This window comes from Pseudomonas sp. PS02303, assembly GCF_029959925.1.
GTDB classification, from domain to species: domain Bacteria; phylum Pseudomonadota; class Gammaproteobacteria; order Pseudomonadales; family Pseudomonadaceae; genus Aquipseudomonas; species Aquipseudomonas mandelii.
This window is the reverse complement of record NZ_JASCOM010000100.1, coordinates 1-21,278: the sequence shown is the minus strand read 5'-3', so window position 1 is coordinate 21,278 and position 21,278 is coordinate 1. Positions and strand designations below refer to the sequence as shown.

17 protein-coding genes are annotated in these 21,278 nt (G+C 59.2%); 5 read left to right on the top strand and 12 right to left on the bottom strand.

The window, feature by feature from the left end:
• Positions 1-89: 89 nt before the first annotated feature.
• The 11 genes from QMX98_RS20210 to QMX98_RS20160 all read right to left on the bottom strand — a co-directional run bounded on the left by QMX98_RS20210 (position 90) and on the right by QMX98_RS20160 (position 14,194).
• The gene (locus QMX98_RS20210) at positions 90-1,319 is read right to left on the bottom strand and encodes a multifunctional CCA addition/repair protein (protein ID WP_282411310.1); all 1,230 of its coding nucleotides are present in this window, start codon (positions 1,317-1,319) and stop codon (positions 90-92) included.
• Positions 1,320-1,382: 63 nt separating this feature from the next.
• On the bottom strand, positions 1,383-2,945 hold the full coding sequence (locus QMX98_RS20205) for a SpoVR family protein (RefSeq protein ID WP_077747309.1): 1,563 nt from the start codon (positions 2,943-2,945) through the stop codon (positions 1,383-1,385).
• Complete coding sequence (locus QMX98_RS20200) at positions 2,942-4,213, bottom strand: YeaH/YhbH family protein (protein ID WP_010467159.1); 1,272 nt, start codon at positions 4,211-4,213, stop codon at positions 2,942-2,944. The genes QMX98_RS20205 and QMX98_RS20200 overlap by 4 nt, the downstream gene beginning before the upstream one ends.
• A 114-nt stretch (positions 4,214-4,327) precedes the next feature.
• On the bottom strand, positions 4,328-6,250 hold the full coding sequence (locus QMX98_RS20195; RefSeq protein ID WP_010467160.1) for a PrkA family serine protein kinase: 1,923 nt from the start codon (positions 6,248-6,250) through the stop codon (positions 4,328-4,330).
• 296 nt (positions 6,251-6,546) lie between these two features.
• Positions 6,547-6,876 (bottom strand): thiosulfate sulfurtransferase GlpE, encoded by a 330-nt coding sequence (gene glpE, locus QMX98_RS20190; protein ID WP_010467161.1) that lies wholly within the window; start codon positions 6,874-6,876, stop codon positions 6,547-6,549.
• Between the two features lie 33 nt (positions 6,877-6,909).
• A complete protein-coding gene (locus QMX98_RS20185) occupies positions 6,910-7,794 on the bottom strand; it encodes a symmetrical bis(5'-nucleosyl)-tetraphosphatase (protein WP_221107528.1) in 885 nt (294 codons plus the stop codon).
• On the bottom strand, positions 7,794-8,174 hold the full coding sequence (gene apaG / locus QMX98_RS20180) for a Co2+/Mg2+ efflux protein ApaG (protein WP_010467163.1): 381 nt from the start codon (positions 8,172-8,174) through the stop codon (positions 7,794-7,796). Before apaG ends, QMX98_RS20185 begins: the two co-directional genes overlap by 1 nt.
• A 123-nt stretch (positions 8,175-8,297) precedes the next feature.
• Positions 8,298-9,116: a 16S rRNA (adenine(1518)-N(6)/adenine(1519)-N(6))-dimethyltransferase RsmA gene (gene rsmA / locus QMX98_RS20175; RefSeq protein ID WP_010467164.1), complete on the bottom strand. Its 819-nt coding sequence runs from the start codon at positions 9,114-9,116 to the stop codon at positions 8,298-8,300.
• The gene (pdxA, locus tag QMX98_RS20170) at positions 9,113-10,102 is read right to left on the bottom strand and encodes a 4-hydroxythreonine-4-phosphate dehydrogenase PdxA (protein ID WP_172791806.1); all 990 of its coding nucleotides are present in this window, start codon (positions 10,100-10,102) and stop codon (positions 9,113-9,115) included. Before pdxA ends, rsmA begins: the two co-directional genes overlap by 4 nt.
• Positions 10,099-11,421, bottom strand: a complete 1,323-nt coding sequence (gene surA / locus QMX98_RS20165; protein ID WP_221107527.1) for a peptidylprolyl isomerase SurA — start codon at positions 11,419-11,421, stop codon at positions 10,099-10,101. The genes pdxA and surA overlap by 4 nt, the downstream gene beginning before the upstream one ends.
• Positions 11,396-14,194 carry an LPS-assembly protein LptD gene (locus QMX98_RS20160; protein WP_282411309.1) on the bottom strand — a complete coding sequence of 933 codons (2,799 nt, stop codon included), beginning with the start codon at positions 14,192-14,194 and terminating at the stop codon, positions 11,396-11,398. The genes surA and QMX98_RS20160 overlap by 26 nt, the downstream gene beginning before the upstream one ends.
• Before the next feature lie 130 nt (positions 14,195-14,324).
• Here QMX98_RS20160 and QMX98_RS20155 point away from each other — a divergent pair, with 130 nt between their 5' ends.
• The 3 genes from QMX98_RS20155 to QMX98_RS20145 are packed head-to-tail and all read left to right on the top strand — an operon-like array spanning position 14,325 to position 16,781.
• On the top strand, positions 14,325-15,344 hold the full coding sequence (locus QMX98_RS20155) for a phosphotransferase (protein WP_282411308.1): 1,020 nt from the start codon (positions 14,325-14,327) through the stop codon (positions 15,342-15,344).
• A complete protein-coding gene (gene murU / locus QMX98_RS20150) occupies positions 15,341-16,012 on the top strand; it encodes an N-acetylmuramate alpha-1-phosphate uridylyltransferase MurU (protein ID WP_154501910.1) in 672 nt (223 codons plus the stop codon). The genes QMX98_RS20155 and murU overlap by 4 nt, the downstream gene beginning before the upstream one ends.
• Position 16,013: 1 nt before the next feature.
• Positions 16,014-16,781, top strand: a complete 768-nt coding sequence (locus tag QMX98_RS20145; protein ID WP_083375642.1) for a TerB family tellurite resistance protein — start codon at positions 16,014-16,016, stop codon at positions 16,779-16,781.
• A 125-nt stretch (positions 16,782-16,906) separates the two neighbouring features.
• Here the strand turns inward: QMX98_RS20145 and QMX98_RS20140 are convergent, their stop codons facing one another.
• Positions 16,907-17,899 (bottom strand): alpha/beta hydrolase family protein, encoded by a 993-nt coding sequence (locus QMX98_RS20140; protein ID WP_010467174.1) that lies wholly within the window; start codon positions 17,897-17,899, stop codon positions 16,907-16,909.
• Positions 17,900-17,972: 73 nt separating this feature from the next.
• Here QMX98_RS20140 and QMX98_RS20135 point away from each other — a divergent pair, with 73 nt between their 5' ends.
• Positions 17,973-20,369 (top strand): sensor histidine kinase, encoded by a 2,397-nt coding sequence (locus tag QMX98_RS20135; protein WP_169857115.1) that lies wholly within the window; start codon positions 17,973-17,975, stop codon positions 20,367-20,369.
• A 146-nt stretch (positions 20,370-20,515) separates the two neighbouring features.
• Entirely contained in the window at positions 20,516-21,157 is a 642-nt protein-coding gene (locus tag QMX98_RS20130; protein ID WP_154501908.1) for a response regulator transcription factor, read from the top strand.
• Positions 21,158-21,278: the final 121 nt, after the last annotated feature.

The following is a 21,278-nucleotide window of genomic DNA, read 5'->3' as shown; positions in this document are numbered from 1 at the left end:
GGCAAGCCTCGCTCCTGCAAGTTTTGCGTCGTTCGCCCCATCGCAAACGACTTGGATCTTGCAGGCGCGAGGCTTGCCCGCGAAGCGTTTCAGGCAGACGCCGCCTCTTTGTAGGCCTTCAGCGCTTTTAGTCGCTCACGCTTGATCGCCTCACCCAGCTCCGGCCCCTTGAATCCCTTCTCCAGCAACGGCTGTACCGCCACGTTCCGCGCCGCAGTCGCCGCTCCGCGTAAATAATCCGCCTGTGGGTAACTTCTCTGCTCCAGCCCTTTGCGGCCGCGGGCGTCCATCTCGCACGCCGCAATGAACTCTTCAAACCGCTGCGGCCGACGGTAAACGTCAAAACTCTGCAGCAGGTCCAGTAACGTCGAGGGTTTCAGCTCCAGGGCGCGGTGGCCGTGGGTGTGGTACTGACCCACCAGCAATGCCAATTCCTGACAATCTTTCGGTGCCTTGAACCGTTCATTCACCGCTTTGATCAGCTTCAGGCCCGTGTGCTCATGGGCAATGTGGCGTGGCCATTCTTCCTCGGGCGTGAGCCCTTTGCCCAGATCATGCAGCAGGCATGCCCAGCGCACGGTCAGCGGCTGTTTGTGCTGCGCCGCTTGCTCAAGGACGCTCAGGGTGTGCACCCCCGTGTCGATCTCAGGGTGATGGGCTGCCGGTTGCGGCACGCCGAACAGAGCATCAACTTCCGGCATTAACACTTTGAGCGCGCCACATTCACGCAGCACCTCAATGAACACCCGTGGCTGATCTTCCATCAGTGCACGGGAAATCTCTTTCCAGCTGCGTTCCGCCGTCAACGCCTTCAATTCACCTGATTCGCTGAGTTGGCGCATCAGCTCCAAAGTTTCAGGCGCAACGGTGAAACCCAGTCCTGCGTATCGGGCTGCGAAGCGGGCAACGCGCAGGACACGGAGCGGATCTTCGGCGAACGCGGGGGAAACGTGACGAAGCACTCGGGCTTCGAGATCGCGCTGGCCGTGGTAAGGATCGGTCAGATTCTGCTGATCATCTTCGGCCATGGCGTTGATTGTAAGGTCGCGACGGATCAGGTCTTCTTCGAGGGTGACTTCGGGGCTGGCATGAAAGGTGAAACCGCCGTAACCACGTCCGCTTTTGCGTTCGGTACGGGCGAGGGCGTATTCCTCACCGCTCTTGGGGTGAAGAAATACCGGAAAGTCGGCACCCACGGGGCGATAACCCTGGGCGAGCATTTCTTCAGTGGTGGCGCCGACCACGACCCAGTCGATATCGGTGACAGGTTTGCCCAGCAGGCGATCGCGTACCGCGCCGCCGACTTTATAAATCCGCATAAAAAACCTCCGTTAGCTCGACAGAATAACCTTTGCGTCGAACTTCCGGAGGCAGAAACAGGATCAAAGATGAATGACAGCCAAGTCCAGCCGGCCGTAATCCCCCTCGCTGTGCTCGCTTCTGGGCGGGACATGGTGAACTTTCATGACCTGGTCGCCTTGCAGCGTTTCCAGGTGAATGTCGAAGCCCCACAGCCGGTGCAGGTGCTTGAGCACTTCCTCGGTGGACTCGCCCAACGGTTTGCGGTCGTGCTGCTGGTGACGCAAGGTCAGGGAGCGGTCGCCACGCCGGTCGATGCTGTAGATCTGAATATTGGGCTCTCGATTACCAAGGTTGTACTGCGCGGCCAGTGTTTCGCGAATGGTGCGGTAGCCACCTTCATCGTGAATGGCCGGGACCAGCAGGTCGTCCTTTTGGTCGTCATCGAGAATGCTGAACAATTTCAGGTCGCGGATCACCTGCGGTGACAGGTACTGCAGGATGAAGCTTTCGTCCTTGAAGCTGCTCATGGCGAACTTGATGCTCGACAGCCAGTCGGTACCGGCTATCTCAGGGAACCAGCGGTAATCCTCCTCGGTAGGGTGTTCACACATGCGGCGGATGTCCCGGTACATGGCAAAACCCAAGGTGTAGGGGTTGATGCCGTTGTAGTAGGGGCTGTCGAAGCCGGGTTGGTAGACCACGCTGGTGTGGGACGTCAGAAACTCCATCATGAAGCCGTCGGTAACGAGGCCTTCGTCATACAGGTCGTTCATCAGCGTGTAGTGCCAGAACGTGGCCCAGCCTTCGTTCATGACCTGGGTCTGGCGTTGCGGGTAGAAATATTGGGCGATCTTGCGCACGATGCGCACGATTTCCCGCTGCCAGGGCTCCAGCAGCGGCGCGTGTTTTTCGATGAAGTACAGGATGTTTTCCTGAGGTTCGGCGGGGAAGCGCGCGTTGTCCTTGTCGCTGTACTTGTCGGCCCCTTTTGGAATGGTCCGCCACAAATCGTTGATCTGTTTCTGCAAGTGCTCTTCCCGATCCTTCTGCCGGCGGCGCTCTTCTTCAGCCGAAATCGGATATGGGCGTTTGTAGCGGTCGACCCCGTAGTTCATCAGCGCATGGCAGGAATCCAGCAGGTCCTCCACTGCATCGATGCCGTGGCGTTCTTCGCATTGCATGATGTACTGCTTGGCGAAAACCAGGTAATCGATGATCGAACTGGCGTCGGTCCAGGTGCGGAACAGGTAATTGCCCTTGAAGAAGCTGTTGTGGCCATAGCAGGCATGAGCGACCACCAGGGCCTGCATACAGATGGTGTTTTCTTCCATCAGATAGGCGATGCATGGGTCTGAATTAATCACAATCTCGTAGGCCAGCCCCATCTGCCCACGGCTGTAGGACTTCTCGGTGCTGAGGAAGTGTTTGCCATAGGACCAATGGTGATAACCCAGTGGCATGCCGACGGAGGCGTAGGCGTCCATCATCTGCTCGGCGGTGATCACTTCGATCTGGTTAGGGTACGTATCCAGGGCATAACGAGCCGCCAGGCGACTGATTTCTTTGTCATAGGCCTGGATCAGCTCGAATGTCCATTCTGAGCCGGTGGAAATGGGTTGGCGCTTCTGCTCTTTGGCGGTCATGTCACTAACCTGCGCTGGAAGAGTTCACGGAAGACCGGGTAGATATCCCCGGCCGAGACCAGTTGCTGCTGGGCAAAAGTGTCAGAGAAAGCTTCAGCGATGCGTTCGTATTCGAACCACAAAGCCTGGTGTTCGCGCGGGGTAATCTCAACGTAAGTGTAGTACTGCACGAACGGCATGATCTGGTTGATCAGAATGTCGCGGCAGATCGGCGAATCATCGTTCCAGTTGTCACCGTCGGAGGCTTGGGCCGCGTAGATGTTCCACTCATTGCTCGGATAACGCTCGGCCATGATTTCCTGCATCAGTTTCAAGGCGCTGGAGACGATGGTGCCGCCGGTTTCCCGGGAGTAGAAGAACTCTTCCTCATCCACTTCGCGGGCGCTGGTGTGGTGGCGGATGAAGACGACGTCGATTTTGTCGTAGTTACGCTTGAGAAACAGGTACAGCAGGATGAAAAAGCGCTTGGCGATGTCCTTGGTCGCCTGGGTCATTGAGCCGGACACGTCCATCAGGCAGAACATCACCGCCTTGGAGCTGGGGTTCGGCTGCTTGATGAGCAAGTTGTACTTGAGGTCGAAGGTATCGAGAAAGGGAACGCGATGGATGCGCGCACTGAGTTTTTCGATTTCTGCTTCGATCTCCTGAATATCGCCGAAGTTATCCGGTTCATCCCGCTTGAGTCGCAGCAGTTCTTCTTTGGCTTCCCGTAACTTTGCCCGGCTGCTGCCAGACAGGGCGATTCGCCGGGCATGGGCTGAGCGCAGGGTACGGATGATGTTGATTCGCGACGGGTTACCTTCGTTGCTGATACCCGCGCGCACGGTCTTGAAGGTGTCGGTGCCGGTCAGGTTGCGCTTGACCAGGTTCGGCAGTTCGAGGTCCTCGAACATGAATTCGAGGAATTCCTCCTGGGTGATCTGGAAGACAAACTCGTCCATCCCTTCGCCCGAGTTGCCCGCCTTGCCTGGGCCTCTGCCGCCACCACCGCCTGGCGGACGGGCAATGTGTTCGCCGCTGGTGAATTCCTTGTTGCCGGGGTGCACGACGGTCTGCTTGCCACCACGTCCATGGTGAAGCACCGGCTCGTCGATGTCGCGGCCGGGGATACTGATCTGTTCGCCGTGTTCCATATCGGTAATGGAACGCCGACTGACCGCCTCTTCGACGGCCTTTTTGATGTGATCACGATAACGCCGCAGAAACCGCTGACGGTTCACCGTGCTCTTGTTCTTGCCATTGAGACGTCGGTCGATCACATAGCTCATAGGCCCCTCCGGGCGGCTTCAAGTTGTGAGCTACAAGCTGCAAGTAGAAGCTGCCCGGATATCAGGGCTTACGCGCTTTTTCTTGCCGCTTGTAGCTTATGGCTTGCCGCTGCGTCATTGCGATTTCCGGACCCGCAGGTACCACTCGGACAGCAGTCGTACCTGTTTGTCGGTGTAGCCCCGCTCGACCATCCGTGTGACGAAGTCGTTGTGCTTCTGCTGGTCCTCTTTGCTGGCCTTGGCATTGAAGCTGATGACAGGCAGGAGGTCCTCGGTGTTGGAGAACATTTTCTTCTCGATGACCACCCGCAGTTTTTCGTAGCTGAGCCAGGTCGGGTTCTTGCCATTGTTGTTGGCCCGGGCGCGCAAGACGAAGTTGACGATTTCGTTGCGGAAATCCTTCGGATTGCTGATGCCGGCCGGTTTTTCTATTTTCTCAAGCTCTTCGTTCAGCGCGACGCGGTTGAGGATTTCGCCGGTTTCCGGATCTCGGTATTCCTGGTCCTGGATCCAGAAGTCTGCGTACAGCACGTAGCGATCGAAGATGTTCTGGCCATACTCGCTGTAAGACTCGAGATAGGCAGTCTGGATCTCCTTGCCGATGAATTCGATATAACGCGGTGCCAGGTATTCCTTGAGGAAGCGCAGATAGCGTTCACGGGTCTCGGCCTGGAATTGTTCCTGTTCGATCTGTTGTTCCAGCACATAGAGCAAATGCACCGGGTTGGCGGCGATTTCGTGCGGATCAAAGTTGAAGACCTTGGACAGGATCTTGAACGCAAACCGGGTCGACAGACCGTTCATGCCTTCGTCGACACCGGCGTTGTCGCGGTATTCCTGGATCGACTTGGCTTTCGGATCCGTGTCTTTGAGGTTCTCGCCGTCATACACGCGCATCTTGGAATAGATGTTGGAGTTTTCCGGCTCCTTGAGGCGTGAGAGCACGGTGAACTGGGCGAGCATTTTCAGGGTGTCGGGTGCGCAATGGGCCTTGGCCAGGGAGCTGTTGAACAGAAGCTTGTCGTAGATCTTCACCTCGTCGCTGACCCGCAGGCAGTACGGCACTTTGACGATATAGATCCGGTCGATGAAGGCTTCGTTGTTCTTGTTGTTGCGGAAGGTGTGCCATTCCGATTCGTTGGAGTGAGCCAGCAGGATCCCGGTAAACGGAATCGCCCCGAGGCCTTCGGTACTGTTGTAGTTGCCTTCCTGGGTGGCGGTCAGCAATGGGTGCAGCACCTTGATTGGCGCCTTGAACATTTCGACGAATTCCATCAGGCCCTGGTTGGCCCGGCACAGCGCGCCTGAATAGCTGTAGGCATCAGCGTCGTTCTGTGGGTATTCCTCCAGTTTGCGGATGTCGACCTTGCCCACCAGCGCCGAGATGTCTTGGTTGTTTTCATCGCCCGGTTCGGTTTTGGCCACCGCGATCTGGTTGAGGATCGACGGATAGAGTTTCACCACGCGGAACTGGCTGATGTCGCCGCCGAATTCGGCCAGGCGCTTGGTGGCCCATGGAGACATGATGGTATTGAGGTAGCGCCGCGGAATGCCGAAGTCTTCTTCGAGGATCGCACCATCTTCAGTGGCGTTGAACAGACCCAGCGGCGACTCGAATACCGGCGAGCCCTTGATGGCGTAGAAGGGCACTTTCTCGATCAGTTGTTTGAGCTTCTCGGCCAGGGACGATTTACCGCCACCGACGGGGCCGAGCAGATAGAGGATTTGTTTCTTCTCTTCCAGGCCCTGAGCGGCATGGCGGAAATACGACACGATCTGGTCTATGCATTCTTCCATCCCGTGGAAGTCTTCAAAGGCCGGATAGCGGCGGATCACCTTGTTGGAAAAGATTCGCGACAGTCTCGAGTTGGTCGAGGTGTCGAGCAGCTCCGGTTCTCCGATGGCCAGCAATAGACGCTCGGCGGCGGAGGCGTAGGCGCTGCGGTCCTGTTTGCACAGCTCAAGATACTCTTGCAGCGAAAGTTCTTCCTGGCGTGTGGACTCGAAGCGTTGTTGGAAGTGGCTAAAGATACTCATGACGTCACCTCGCTCGATACGTGGAGCCGACGCCGGATCATTCAGTCGATGCTGGCAGCAACCGGATATGCAGTCGCTGTTTACCCCCCAGAACTCTTTCGAAGCTGACGACCTCGAAAGCTACTCCCGATGACCCGCGCGCCGGTGTACCGGCTCTCCCCTGTTTTGGATGGCCTGCGCTTAAGGATAGTTGCTTATTCAGGAGGTAAAGGCGAGATACGTAATTAGTTGTGGCAGACCGTTCGTCTGCCACCGCGCGAGCCCACAGGGGACGGGGCTTGCACGTTACAAAAAAATTATTCGGAAGTGCCTTGCGCCGTTTCCGCAGGATAAGTCGTACGCCACAGCTCAAAACCGCCATCCATGCTGTACACGTCGGAAAAGCCCTGGCTGATCAGGTATGCGGCGGCGCCCTGGCTGGAATTGCCGTGATAGCAGACCACCACGGTCGGTGCGTCCAGATCGGCCGCCTGAATGAAGGCATGCAGGGAATGATTGTCCAGATGCTTCGAGCCGCTGATGTGCAGGGCGGCATAGGTCGCGGGGTCACGGACATCGACCACTACTGCACCTTGTTCGCGCAAGGCCTGTGCCTGTTCTGGGGGGATACGTTTGAATTCGCTCATGGCGGGCTCCTGTGGCTCGGCTGAAAGCGCAGTCTAGCGCTGGGCGCTGGCTGGCGTTTGTTCGCTAGTTCGTGGGGCGATTGGCGGTGCGGCAGCATGGCCATGCTCGTCGCATTTGCAGGACAGGCGTTCGCCGCTGTCGACGTTCATCATCGTCAGGGCACCGCCCCAGACGCAACCCGTGTCGAGCGCAGAGATGCCCGGTTCGTTGCACTGGCCTTCAAGCGCGGCCCAGTGCCCGAAAATGATTTTCACGCCTTTGGTCTTGCGTTCCTTGTGTTGGAACCAGGGTTTGTAGCCGGGTGGCGCAGTGTCCAGGCCTTCCTTGCTCTTGAGGTCCAGCTTGCCTTCGGCCGTGCAGAAACGCATGCGGGTGAAATAGTTGGTGATCACCCGAAGGCGCGTGACGCCTCTGAGGTCACTGTCCCATTTCGCCGGATCGTTGCCGTACATGCCGTCGAGGTAGGGCGGCAGCAGATTGTCGTCGCGCAGCGCCGTCTCGACCTCGGCGGCGTACTTCAGTGCTTTGCGCAGCGACCATTGCGGGGGAATACCGGCATGCACCAGCGCAACGTTACGTTGTTCGTCGTAATGCATGAGTTTTTGCTGGCGTAGCCATTCCAGCAGCTCGGCGCAATCGGGGGCTTCGATAATTTCGCGTAGGGTATCGGTTTTCTTCAGGCGTTCGATGTTCTTACCGGCGGCCAGCAGGTGCAGGTCATGGTTGCCGAGCACGCACACCAGCGATTCGCGGATGCTGTAGAGAAAACGCAGGGTTTCCAGCGACTGCGGGCCACGGTTGACCAGATCGCCCACCAGCCACAGACGATCCTTTGTCGGGTCGAACGCGACTTTTTTGAGCAGGCATTGCAGGGCTTCAAGGCAGCCTTGAAGGTCACCGACGGCATACGTCGCCATCAGTGCAGGGCTCCGGGCACCGCCAGGCGGAATGGCGCGATAACGGCGTCAAAGTGTTTGCCGTCGTCGGCGATCATTTCATAAGTACCCTGCATCGTACCGACCTTGGAGGTCATGACGGTGCCGCTGCTGTAGGTATGGCTCTTGCCTGGTTCGATCAACGGTTGTTGGCCGACAACGCCCGCACCGCGAACCTCTTCGACATGTCCGTCGCCATCGGTGATGACCCAGTGCCGAGACAGCAGTTTGGCCGGTAGCTCGCCATTGTTGTGCACGGTAATGGTGTAGGCAAAGGCGAAGCGGTTGTGCTCGGGTTGCGATTGTTCTGCCAGATAGCGGGTGACGACGCTGACGTCGACCTGATAACGAGGATCGGACATGCAAGAGGCCTTAAAAGCGAAGCGGGACGCGGGGCGTAGCTGATGGAGCTCAGTCTAGGCCAAGTATCGGGTAGTAAACCAGACATGGGCGCTGGTGTCCTACCCGATAACGCTCGTCGGCTGTCAGTCGACGGCGGGAGTAGCCAGGACTTGTTCGCTGAGCTTGTCGGCAAGGCGCACGAAGGCGGCAAGGTCGAGCTGCTCTGGACGAAGGCTGCCGTCGACGCCGGCTGCCGTGATTTCGTCGTTGCTCAGCAGCAACTTGAGGGTATTGCGCAGGGTTTTGCGGCGCTGGTTGAAGGCTTCGCGCACAACACGCTCCAGCAGCTTGTGATCCTTGGCCGGGTGCGGCAGCACCGCATGAGGCACCAGGCGCACGATGGCCGAATCGACTTTCGGTGGCGGATTGAACGCACCGGGGCCAACGTTGAACAGATGCTCAACCCGGCAGTGATACTGAACCATGATCGACAGACGGCCCCAGTCACCGCCACCAGGGCCCGCCGCCATACGCTGGACCACTTCCTTTTGCAGCATGAAGTGCATGTCGCGAATCAGGCTGGCGTTGTGCAGCAAGTGAAAAATCAGCGGCGTAGAGATGTTGTACGGCAGGTTGCCGACGACCCGAAGGCTGCCCGGTGCTGCGTTCAGGCTGTTGAAATCGAACTTCAACGCGTCACCCTGATGCAGGTTGAAGTTGCTCTTGCCAGCGAACTGCTGATTGAGGATCGGGATCAGGTCTTTGTCCAGTTCCACCACGTCCAGTTGCGCGCCACTGCCCAGCAGGCCTTGGGTCAACGCACCCTGGCCCGGGCCGATTTCCAGCAGGCGGTCTTCAGGCTTGGCGTGGATGGAGCGCAGGATGCGGTCGATAACGCCGGCATCGTGCAGGAAGTTCTGGCCGAAACGCTTGCGCGCCCGGTGTTGGTAATGCTCGGTCATATACGGGTCTCGGCCATCTGGTAGGCGGTTTCCAGGGCGACTTGCAGGCTGCCGGTGTCGATGTTGCCGCTGCCGGCCAGATCCAGGGCAGTGCCGTGGTCGACCGATGTGCGGATGATCGGCAAGCCCAGGGTCACGTTGACTGCCGCGCCGAAGCCTTTGTATTTCAGCACAGGCAGGCCCTGGTCGTGGTACATCGCCAGCACCGCGTCGCAGTGCTCCAGATATTTGGGGGTAAACAGAGTGTCGGCGGGCAGGGGGCCGCGAAGGTCCATGCCCTCGCCGCGCAGGCGCTCTAATGTAGGTTCGATGATGTCGATTTCTTCATGGCCCAGATGTCCGCCTTCACCGGCGTGCGGGTTTAGCCCGCAGACCAGGATGCGTGGCCGGGCGATGCCGAACTTTTGTTGCAGGTCGGAGTACAGAATGCGTGTGACCCGTTCCAGACGCTCCGGGGTGATTGCATCGGCAATCTCCCGAAGGGGCAGGTGAGTGGTGACCAGCGCCACGCGCAAGCCGCGGGTGGCAAGCATCATCACCACTTGTGCGGTATGGGTCAGGTCAGCGAGAAACTCGGTGTGCCCGGAGAAGGCAATGCCCGATTCATTGATCACGCCCTTATGCACGGGGGCAGTGATCATGCCGGCGAAATGCCCGTCGAGGCAGCCTTGGCCTGCACGGGTCAGGGTTTCCAGAACGAAAGCCGCATTGGCCTTGTCCAGTTGCCCGGCGATGACCGGTGCATTGAGCGGGGTATCCCAGACATACAGGCTGTTGGCGGGTGCCGGGGCATCCGGCCAACTGTCCGGTGTTACCGGCAGCAAATCGACGACCACACCCAGCTGCGCGGCCCGCTCAAGGAGCAGGTCGCGGCTGGTTATGGCAATCAGGGGATGTGGCTGGGCTTGCGAGGCGAGCAGCAGGCACAGGTCAGGACCTATGCCGGCCGGTTCGCCGGGTGTCAGCGCGAAACGCTTGGGTTTCACTGCGCAGCCTGGTCTGCACCAGGGAGTTTGATCTCTACATACGCTTCGTCACGGATCTGACGCAGCCAGGTTTGCAGTTCTTCGTCGTATTTGCGGTTACGCAGTACGGTCATCGCCTGCTGCTCACGGGCCTGGGTCGTGCTGTCGGTGGCGCGGCGGCCAAGGACTTCCAGAACGTGCCAGCCGTATTGAGTCTGGAACGGCTTGGACAGTTGACCTTGCGGGGTCTTGGCCATCACTTCGCGGAACTCGGGCACCAATGCGTTCGGGTCGATCCAGTTCAGGTCGCCACCGTTGAGGGCGGAACCCGGGTCTTCCGAGAAGCTTTTCGCCAGTTCGCCGAAATCTTCGCCCGCTTCGATTCGGGTGTAGAGCGATTCAGCCAGGGCTTTGGTTTTTGCTTCGTCACGAATCGGGCTCGGCTTGACCAGGATGTGACGCACGTGCACTTCGTCACGGGTCTGGGTTTCACCGCCACGCTTGTCGAGGATCTTCAGGATGATGAAGCCCCCCGGCGTGCGCATTGGCTGGGTAATGTCGCCAACGGTCATGGTGCTCAACATGCGATCGAACGGAGGTGGCAATTGAGCGGCTTTACGCCAGCCCATGTCGCCGCCTTCCAGTGCGGTTTCGCTGGCGGATTTGGCGATTGCCAACTGACCGAAGTCAGCGCCTTGCTTGAGCTGCTGGTAAACTGCATCAGCCTGTTTCGCCGCATTCTGAATCGCTTCGGAATTGGCACTTTCCGGCGTAGGAATCAGGATGTTGGCCAGGCGGAATTCTTCGGACAGCTGCATTTTGCCGAGGTCGGAAGCGAGGAAGTTCTTCACTTCCTGTTCAGACACCTGAATGCGCTCGGCCACACGACGCTGGCGCACACGGCTGATGATCATTTCGCGACGAATCTGGTCCCGTGCGTCCTCATAAGAGAGGCCGTCGCGAGTCAGGGCCGCACGGAACTGATCAATCGACATGTTATTGCGCTGGGCAATGGTGCCGACAGCCTGGTTCAGTTCTTCATCGGTAATGCGGATGCCGGAACGCTCGCCGATCTGCAGTTGCAGGTTTTCAACGATCAGGCGCTCCAGCACCTGCTGATCCAGCACGCCGGCCGGCGGAACCGCAGAACCGCGTTTGGCGATGGTTTGCTGAACTTCGTGAACACGCTGGTCCAGTTGGCTTTGCATGACCACGTCGTTGTCGACAATGGCCACCACTTTATCGATGGACTGTACCGCGGCGTTCGCCGCAGTACCCAGGAACAGCGCGCCCAGCACTAGCGGGCGCAGACAATCAGAAAGCTTGGTCTTCACGTTCACGATAACCTTGGATGCCTTTGTCGAGGAAGCTCTCTACTTTGGCGCCGGTGAGGCCGCCGAGACCTTTCAGAACGATTTGTAGGAAGACGCCGTGGTCGCCTTTTTCGTTTTCCGGGGCGTTCTGACTGAATTCGTCATACGAAACCCAGTAACGATTGATCAGGCGCAGTTTCCAGCAGCAGTTGTCGTACTCGAAACCACCGAAGGCTTCCAGGGTACGGTTGCGGTTGTAGTCATACTGCCAGCGACTGATGACGTTCCATTGCGGCACGACCGGCCAGATCACCGAGAAGTCGTGCTGTTGGATTTTGTAGTAGTCCTTCACGTAGCCCGGGGTGCCCGGAGTGCCGTAGTCACCACCGCCCACCGACCATTTGCCGGTGTTCTGGTCGTAACGGACCTGGTCATTACGATAGCGATAGCCGGCGTTGATAACCTTGTTCGGGTTGTCTTCAGGCTGGTAGTGGAACATCGCGCTGCCCGAGCGAGGGCTGCGGCTGTCCGGGTCCCAGTTGTAATCGGCGGTCGTGCGCCAATCGCGGTTCCAGCGGTATTCGTATTCCAGCGCATAAGGCGACACGTTGGAGTGCGCATCGTCGCGGGTCTTTGCATCGATACCCGGCAACTGAACTTCGCGGTCCTTGAAGTACAAGGCCTGGCCGACGCTGATGCGTTGACGCTCGAAACCGTTATCTTCGATCCAGCGGTTGGTTACGCCCAGCGACAGTTTGTTCTCGTCACCGACGCGGTCGGTACCGGAGAATCGATTGTCGCGGAACAGCGACGCATAGTTGAAGGTGTATTCGCCGGTATCAAAGACAGGAATGTCTTCCTGATCCTTCTCCGGGACATAGAGGTAGTACAGGCGCGGCTCAAGTGTCTGGCGATAGTTTTTGCCGAACCATTGGGTGTTGCGATCGAAATACAGGCCGCTGTCGATGCTCGCGATCGGCACGCCACGGCTCTGGTTAGTGCCGAAGGTACCGTTGAGTTTGTCTTGTTCCGCATTCTGCGAAGCAATGTCGGTTTTACCCTTGCCATCCAGATCCAGTTGGTACTGCGTGTACTGGTATTTCAAGGATGGTTTCAGGAAACCATAGCTGGCATTCATCGGATAGCTGACAACCGGGGCGACATTCAGGCGATCACCGTTTGCGCGAGCCAGCCCGAAAACGTTTGTGTCCAGGCGTGGGGACACATTGCCGTCTTCATCGGTAAAGGAGCCGTTTTTCAGGTCACGATCAAATCGCACGATTTCAGTGTTGTAACTGAAATCCAGTCCGCCCGGGTGATACGGCAGAGCGCCATTGAACGTGATCTGCGGCAAACGATCATACGGCGTGATATTCGAAACGGTCGCCAGCTGGTAAGCCTGGGCGTTCAAGCGTGCGGTGTAGCTGTCGCCACGATAGGTGACAGAACCCTGCTGGTTGACGAAATCAGCGCTCTTCACACCAATCTGATCAGTCTGCAGATCCTGGAAGTAATACGGATCGCTGATCTTGGTGTAATCGACCTGTGTGAGAACGCGCGAATCCAGACCACCCTTGTGCTGCCAGTTATACATGTAGCGGTTTTTCTGGTAGTCGGTCTGCTTGCTGCGATCGGTGTCTTCGTCGTTGAGGTACGCAGCGCCGAACTGACCTTCGCTGGACGGGGTCAGGTAACGGAACTCGCCTTCCATCAACAGGCCGTGCTTGCTCATGTAGCGCGGGTACAACGTGGCATCGTAGTTCGGTGCCAGGTTGAAGTAATACGGTGTGACCAGCATGAAGCCGGTATCGCTGCCGGTGCCGATAGTCGGCGGCAGGAAGCCGGACTGGCGACGGTCATCGATCGGGAAATAGATGTACGGCGTGTACAGGACAGGAATGTCCTTGACCCGCAGTGTCACGTTGGTCGCGGTACCGAAGCCGGTGGCCGGGTTCAAAGTGATGTTGTTGCCCTTGAGCTGCCAGGCGTTGCTGTTCGGTTCGCACGTGGTGTACGTACCATCCTTGAGGCGGATGATCGCGTTTTCGGCACGTTTGGCGTACAGCGCGTTACCGCGGATACGGGATTTGTGCATCACGTATTCGGCGTTATCGACCTTGGCTTCACCAGTATCGAGCTGCACGTCGGCGTGGTCGCCCACGATCAGTGCGCCGTTGTCGCGAATGCGCACGTTGCCGCTCAGTTCGCCACGGCTCTCGGCCTGGTAAAGATTCGCTTCGTCGGCTTCAACCTGCATGCTGCCCTGGCGCATGACGACGTCACCGGCCAGGGTCGCGACTTGCTCTTCCTGCTTATAGCGGGAGGCTTTGGCGCCGATAAAGGTTGGAGCGTCACTTTTATTCGTCTTGTCATTCATGCCAGGACGAATCGGTTCGATATAGGAACCAGAGCAGTAAGGACCGGTCTCGGCCAGTTGCGCTGCCGTGAGGTTCTCGCGCGGAACCCAGTCGAGGTGACTGTAGTCTGCACTACGCGACTTCAGGCCGCGGCCTTTGGACTCGGTAACCAGCACAGGCTTGGCGCCAGTGTCTTCACTGGTGCCACTTTCGGACGCAGGTTCGCCGGTGGCGGAAACTGCGCTGCCGTCATGGACGGGACGCGGAGGCAATGCCGCCGCTGGCGCTTTTGGCGCACAGTCCCAGGCACCCGAAGCAGAGACTGAGCAGTCATACTGTTCCGCGGCGACCACGAAAGAAGTGGCTAGGGGTTGCAGGGCCAGCAGACTGCCGGTAACCAACAACGGAAATTTTTTACGAAACGCGGGGGATTTCAATGCCATCTTATTAGTCCGGGCTTCCTGCGTGCCATCTGCCCGCGGTGTGGGCCGCACGCCTCTCGATGGTCTGAAAAAGATGCTGGATAATAAAGCATGACCCGCTTGACGGCTAGCGCCGTCGGAGACCCTTGCAATGCCTGACCAAGATGTACGTTTGCAACACCTGAAAGTTTGGCTCGATGAGCAGTTGGCTATCCTCTTTGCAGAACAGGGCTGGGGCGTCGTACCCCCGGCCACATTGACCGCAGCCAGTAGTGACGCGAGTTTTCGGCGCTATTTCCGGTGGGAAGGCGAAGGCAGAAGTTTCGTCGTGATGGACGCGCCACCGCCCCAGGAAAACTGCAAACCCTTCGTGGATATCGCTTTTTTGTTGGCGAAGTCCGGAATAAATGTGCCGAAAATTTATGCCGAAGACCTCGAACGCGGATTTCTTTTGCTCAATGACCTGGGCAACAAGACTTATCTGGACGTGATTGATAGCGAAAACGCCGACGCTTTGTTCAAGGATGCCCTGCAAGCATTGCTGGCTTTCCAGCAATTGCCGATGGTCGCGCCGTTGCCGAGTTACGACGTGGCTTTGCTGCGTCGTGAGCTGGAGCTGTTCCCCGAGTGGTACGTGAAGCGCGAGTTGGGCATCGAATTCGACTCGGCGCAGCAAACGCTCTGGCAGCATGTGACTGAGCTGCTGATAGACAGCGCCCTGGCCCAGCCTAAAGTGCTGGTGCATCGCGACTATATGCCTCGCAACCTGATGCTCAGCGAGCCGAACCCCGGCGTGCTGGATTTCCAGGACGCGGTCTACGGCCCGGTGACCTATGACGTCACTTGCCTGTTCAAGGACGCTTTCCTCAGTTGGCCCGAGGAGCGTGTGCACGCCTGGCTGGAAAATTACTGGCAGCAAGCGGGTGCGCTCGGCATTCCCGTGCAGCCTGATTTCGAAGACTTTCTGCGCGCCAGCGACCTGATGGGCGTGCAGCGTCACCTGAAAGTGATCGGCATTTTCGCCCGCATCTGTCATCGCGACGGCAAGCCGCGCTACCTGGCCGATGTGCCGCGCTTCTTTGCTTATATAGATGCAGTGATCGCCCGCCGTCCTGAGCTGGCCGAGCTGGATGTGTTGCTGCTGAGCCTGCGTGCTGGAGCCCCTGCATGAAGGCGATGATTCTGGCGGCCGGCAAAGGCGAGCGCATGCGCCCGCTGACCCTGACCACACCCAAACCGCTGGTTCGTGCCGGCGGCGTGCCTCTGATCGAGTACCACTTGAAAGCCCTGGCAAACGCCGGGTTTACCGAGATTGTGATCAACCACGCCTGGCTCGGTCAGCAGATCGAAAGCTACTTGGGTGACGGCTCGCAATACGGCCTGCGTATTCAGTATTCACCGGAAGGGGAGCCACTGGAAACCGGCGGCGGTATCTTCCGCGCATTGCCTCTGCTGGGCGATGAAGCATTCCTGGTGGTCAATGGTGACATCTGGACTGACTACGACTTCAGCGTGCTGCATCAACCCATCGCCGGGTTGGCGCACCTGGTGCTGGCGGATAATCCGGCCCATCACCCGACCGGCGATTTCACGCTGGTCGACGGACAAGTGCGCGACGGTCAGCCTGACGCCGACACCCTGACCTACAGCGGTATTGCCGTGCTGCATCCGCAACTGTTCGACGGTTGCTCGGCCGGCGCCTTCAAACTGGCGCCGTTGCTGCGCAAAGCGATGGCGGATGGACAGGTTACCGGCGAACGCCTGAGCGGACACTGGGTGGATGTCGGCACGCACGAACGCCTGGCTGAAGTTGAAACCCTGATAGAAGCGAGACGCTGAGATGCTGTGGCCAGGGACTCTGATTGGAGCCGGAGCGGGCTTTGCCATAGCCAGCATTCCGGGGGCCATGCTCGGTGCTTTGCTGGGACAGGCGCTGGATCGGCGCTTGCACCTGCAAAGCTGGGGGCATTTGCGTGAAAAGCTCGGCGGTCGTCCGATGCTGCGCAACGATGAACTGTTGTTCGTGTTGCTGGGACGGTTGGCCAAGAGCGATGGACGCGTGGTGGATGGTCACATCCAGCAGGCTCGTCAGGAAATGCGTGCGTTGGAAATGACCGAATCGGCGCAGCGTCGTGCCATTGCCGCGTTCAATCGCGGCAAGTCGGGCCGTGACCGGTTGCGCGGGTATCTGCGGCGCTTGAGTGCTCAGCCCCACGCCGCGGAAGGCGTATTGCGCGCCTGTTGGCGCATGGTTTGGGCCGATGGGCGTGCGGGGAACAATGAACGTGAATTGCTGGCCCTGTGGGGCAAGTGGCTGGGCTGGACGCCGCAACAAGTACTGGCGCTGGCGGCTGACTACGATCAGCACAAGCGCCCGCAGGTCAGCAGCACCCTGACTTATCAGGATGCCTTGCAGCTGTTGGGGGTGTCGGCGACCAGCGAGCCGGCGCAGATCAAGCGTGCCTATCGACGCCTGCTCAGTCGCCATCATCCGGACAAGATTGCCGGCAGCGGTGCGACGGCGTTGCAGGTGCGTGAGGCGACGGACAAGACTCGCGAACTGCACTCGGCCTACACGTTGATTCGTGAGCGGCGGGATTTTCGGTAGCTGGAAAGATTCGTGTCGCCAGGGATACCGTCTTCGTGGGCAAGCCTCGCTCCTACAGGTTTCGCGTCATACAACACAGAACCTGTAAGAGCTAGGCTTGCTCGCGATGGGGGCGACGCGGTCTTTCAGTCCGCCGCCTTCTGCGGATTCAACCACCCGCGCACCCGGCGCACCAGTTGCTCTTGCTCTGCCCTGGCATTACCGGGCAACGCCTTGAGCGACACTTGGCTGAACGCCGAAGACTTCAAGCGCTTGCTGGCCTGCATCCGTGCCAGCGCTGCGTTGCGATCCAGTGGCTTATCCATATAGAAGATGTCTGCCGTCGGCAGCTTCAGTGTCGGCGTCAGTTCGACCAGTTCGGGTTTCGCCGCGGCAGGCGTCTGTGCCGCGACCATCACAAATTTTTCCACTTGCGACGGCTGCTTCTCGCTCAAATAACGCGCGGCCCAATAAGCGCCTGTGCCATGACCCAACACCACGATGCTTCGAGCGCTTTGCTGTTCGGCATACGCAATGGCCGCATCAATTCGAGCAAAGATGCGTTCGGCGGCGGCCTTTGACTGTTCCTCGGTGGTTTCGGCGATGGCCTTGTCGGCAACTTCCGCTTCACCACCTGCCGCTTGCTCGATGGGAGCGGCCGTGGTCGAGTCCTTGCTGCCGGTTTCCGGCGCCTTGAGCGTTGGCGGCATTTCCATGACGCGTGGCGCAATGGCGTCGCTTTGCACGTCCGGCAAGGTGATACTCAGGCTGCTCCACTTCGCGTCGGGCAATTTGTTACGCAACGGGCTGATTGCTTGCGGCCAGTCAACGGTTTCACCTGCGCCTGGGATGATAATCACCGCGCCTTTGGGCTCGGCGGTGTTGGCCGGTTTCCACAGCGCAAGGAAGGTGTCGGCGCCGGCTTGCAGCTGTTGCTGTTCCTGCGCGGGGATTTTTCGCTCAAGTGCTGTCGTTTCTTCCTGACTACGCTCAAGCAGTGGCTGGCGTTCGACCGGTTTTTCTTCTGCGGGTTTTTCCGCAGCGGCAGGTGCCGGGTCGGCGGCCTCGACGGAAAAGGCGCAAGGCAGGATCAGCGACAGGCACAATGCTGGCAATGCCAGGCGGTAGACAGGGGGCATCGGATATTCCAGGCCAGAAGTTATTCCGGCAGCCTAATGGGTTGGTCAGTATTTGTCAGTGTGTGAGACTTCGATGATGCGTTTTCGCTGCCTGTGGGTTATCGGCTGTTTGTGGTTTCCCTTGATGAGTTGGGCGGCTTCCGCGCCACCGACGCACGTCGCGCCCCTGTCGCTCCAGCAACAACAGTGGCTGGCAGCGCACGGAGAATTGCGTGTCGGGCTGGTGCTGCAGGCGCCTTACGCGCAATACGATCGCCGCTTGCAGCGCCTGTCGGGGGTCAACGTCGAGTTGATGAAATGGCTGGCCAAAGTGCTCAAGGTCGAGCTGAGCTGGCGTAATTTTCCCGACCTTGCGCAACTGGAAGCCGCCGCGCGCGAGGGTGAAATCGACATCGCTCCCGGGCTCACCCAAACCCCCGCCGGCCTGCGGTTCTGGCAATTCTCCGACCCCTACATGCGGGTGCCGCAACTGGTGGTCAGTGACCAGAAAAGCACCGGCGCGGTGGAGCTGGAAAAACTCGACAGCCAAACCCGCGTCGCTGTGCGCATGCCCAGTGCGACGGCTGACTATCTGCGCGGCAACTATCCCCACCTGAACCTGCAAGGCGTACCGACCGAGCGCCAGGCATTGCAATTGTTGCTGAGTCAGCAGGCCGGTTATGCCGTGGTCGATGAAGCGCAATTGGGGCGGCTGTCCGTCGAGCCTGAATTTGCCGGGCTGGTCGTGGTGGGTGACATCGGCTTGCCGCAATTGCTGCGAGTAGCCACGCGGCGGGATCAACCGGAACTGGCCGGCATCGTCGAAAGCGCGCTGCGGGCGATCCCGGCCAAGGACCTGGAGCAGCTGCACAACCAATGGCTGCAACCCAAATACCCGCGCCTGACCGAGACTCCGGGCTTCTGGCAAAACCTCAGCCTGTTGATGGCGGTGTTGATGTTGAGCAGCATGGCCATCGTGTTCTGGCAGCGCCGCCAGCAGCACAGTCTGGAACAGCGACTATTGGAGGCGCGCGAGGACATCGCCCTGCGCGAGGCCAGCGAAGAGGCGTTGCGCCTCACGCAATTTTCCATCGATCAGAGCACCGTCGGCATCCTCTGGGTCAATTGGGACAGCCACGTGCGCTACGCCAACCGCGCGGCCGAAACCATGCTCGGGTATCCGGTCGGCGGCATCATGGATCGGCCGCTGATCGACTTTGAGCCGGGCCTGCACATGGACCGCTGGCTGAACCTGTGGAAGCGTGCCCGGGCCAGCGAAGAAGGGCCGCAAAGTTTCGAAACCAACTGTGTGCGAGCGGATGGCAGCATCCTGCCGACCGATGTTTCGTTGAGCTTTATGCGCTTTCGTGGTGGTGAATACCTGGTGGTCTACCTCAACGACGTCACCGAACGTCGTCGCGCCCTGGCGGCGTTGCAGGAAAGCGAAGCGCGGTTGCAGGGGATTGCGGCCAACGTTCCGGGATTGGTCTTCCGCCTTGAGCGGGCGCCGGTGACAGGGCAGATCGACTTTGCCTACATCAGCGAAGGCAGCGAGAGCCTGTCGGGTTATTCGCCAGCGACCCTGGCCCACCGTGACAAAGGCCTGCGCAGCCTGGTGCACCCGGACGACAAGGCCAGCTATCACCAGACTCAGGACCATGCGCTGGACACCGACAGTGACTGGTCGTGGCAGGGGCGGATTCTTACTCGTTCGGGCGAGCAGCGCTGGGCCGAGATCAAGGCCATCACTCGTCGGCTCGAAGATGGCGCCTATGTCTGGGACGGGATTGTCTGGGACATCAGCGAGAGCAAGCGCATCGAGCTGGAACTGGCCAGTTCCCGTGAGCAACTGCGTGAGCTGTCCGCTCACCTGGAGAGCGTGCGCGAAGAGGAAAAAGCGCGCATCGCCCGGGAAGTTCACGATGAACTGGGTCAGATGCTCACCGTACTGAAGCTGGAAACCTCCATGTGCGAATTGGCCTACGCCCAGCTCGACCCTGGTCTGAACGAGCGCTTGAACAGCATGAAACGCCTGATTGCGCAGCTGTTCCAACTGGTGCGCGATGTGGCGACCGCGCTGCGACCACCGATTCTCGATGCCGGGATCGCCTCGGCGATCGAGTGGCAGGCCCGGCGCTTCGAGGCGCGCACGCAGATTCCATGTCTGGTGCAGGTGCCGGAGAACCTGCCGGTGCTCAGTGATGCCAAGGCGATTGGGCTGTTCCGAATCCTTCAGGAAGCGCTGACCAATGTCATGCGGCATGCCCAGGCGCATACTGTCGAACTGACATTGACGCTGGAAGGTGACGAGTTGTGTCTGACGGTGAGCGATGATGGCGTAGGATTTGTCCCCGCCACGGGCAGGGCAACGTCCTTCGGTGTGGTCGGCATGCGTGAGCGGGTGTTGATCATGGGCGGGCGGTTGTCGCTGGAGAGTGAGCCGGGCGAGGGCACCACGTTGAGTGTGCGAGTGCCGGTGGATGAGGGCTGAAGTCTTCGTGGTGACTTTGCTTTCGTCATCGCGAGCAGGCTCGCTCCCACAGGGATTCGGGCAGGTGCGCAGATAGCTGATATACCCCGCAGTCCACTTTAGGAGCGAGCTTGCCCGAGAATGATCTTGGCTCTTACATAAAAAGAATGGAGAAGACTGTGATCCGTGTACTGGTAGCCGAAGACCACACCATCGTCCGTGAAGGCATCAAGCAGTTGATTGGCCTGGCCAAGGACTTGCTGGTGGTAGGGGAGGCGAGCAATGGCGAGCAGTTGCTCGAAACCTTGCGGCATGTGCCCTGCGAAGTGGTGTTGCTGGACATCTCCATGCCTGGCGTCAATGGCCTGGAAGCGATTCCAAGGATTCGTGCGTTGAACAATCCGCCGGCCATCCTGGTGTTGTCGATGCACGACGAGGCACAAATGGCTGCCCGGGCATTAAAGGTCGGCGCCGCGGGTTATGCGACCAAGGACAGCGATCCGGCGCTGTTGCTGACAGCGATCCGCAAGGTCGCGGCGGGCGGTCGCTACATTGACCCGGACCTGGCGGACCGCATGGTCTTCGAAGTCGGCCTGACCGATTCGCGGCCGTTGCACTCATTGCTCTCGGAGCGTGAGTTCTCGGTGTTCGAACGCCTGGCCCAGGGCGCCAACGTTAACGATATCGCCCAGCAACTGGCCCTGAGCAGCAAAACCATCAGCACCCATAAGGCGCGGCTGATGCAAAAGCTCAACATCACCTCACTGGCGGAACTGGTGAAGTACGCGATGGAACACAAACTCCTGTAGATCTGAATGCGATCCCCTGTAGGGGCGAGGCTTGCCCGCGAAGCTTTTAGCGCCAGCGCGGGCGCCTTCGCGGGCAAGGCTCGCTCCTACAGGAATCTCGTCGTCATATCCATTTGCGACA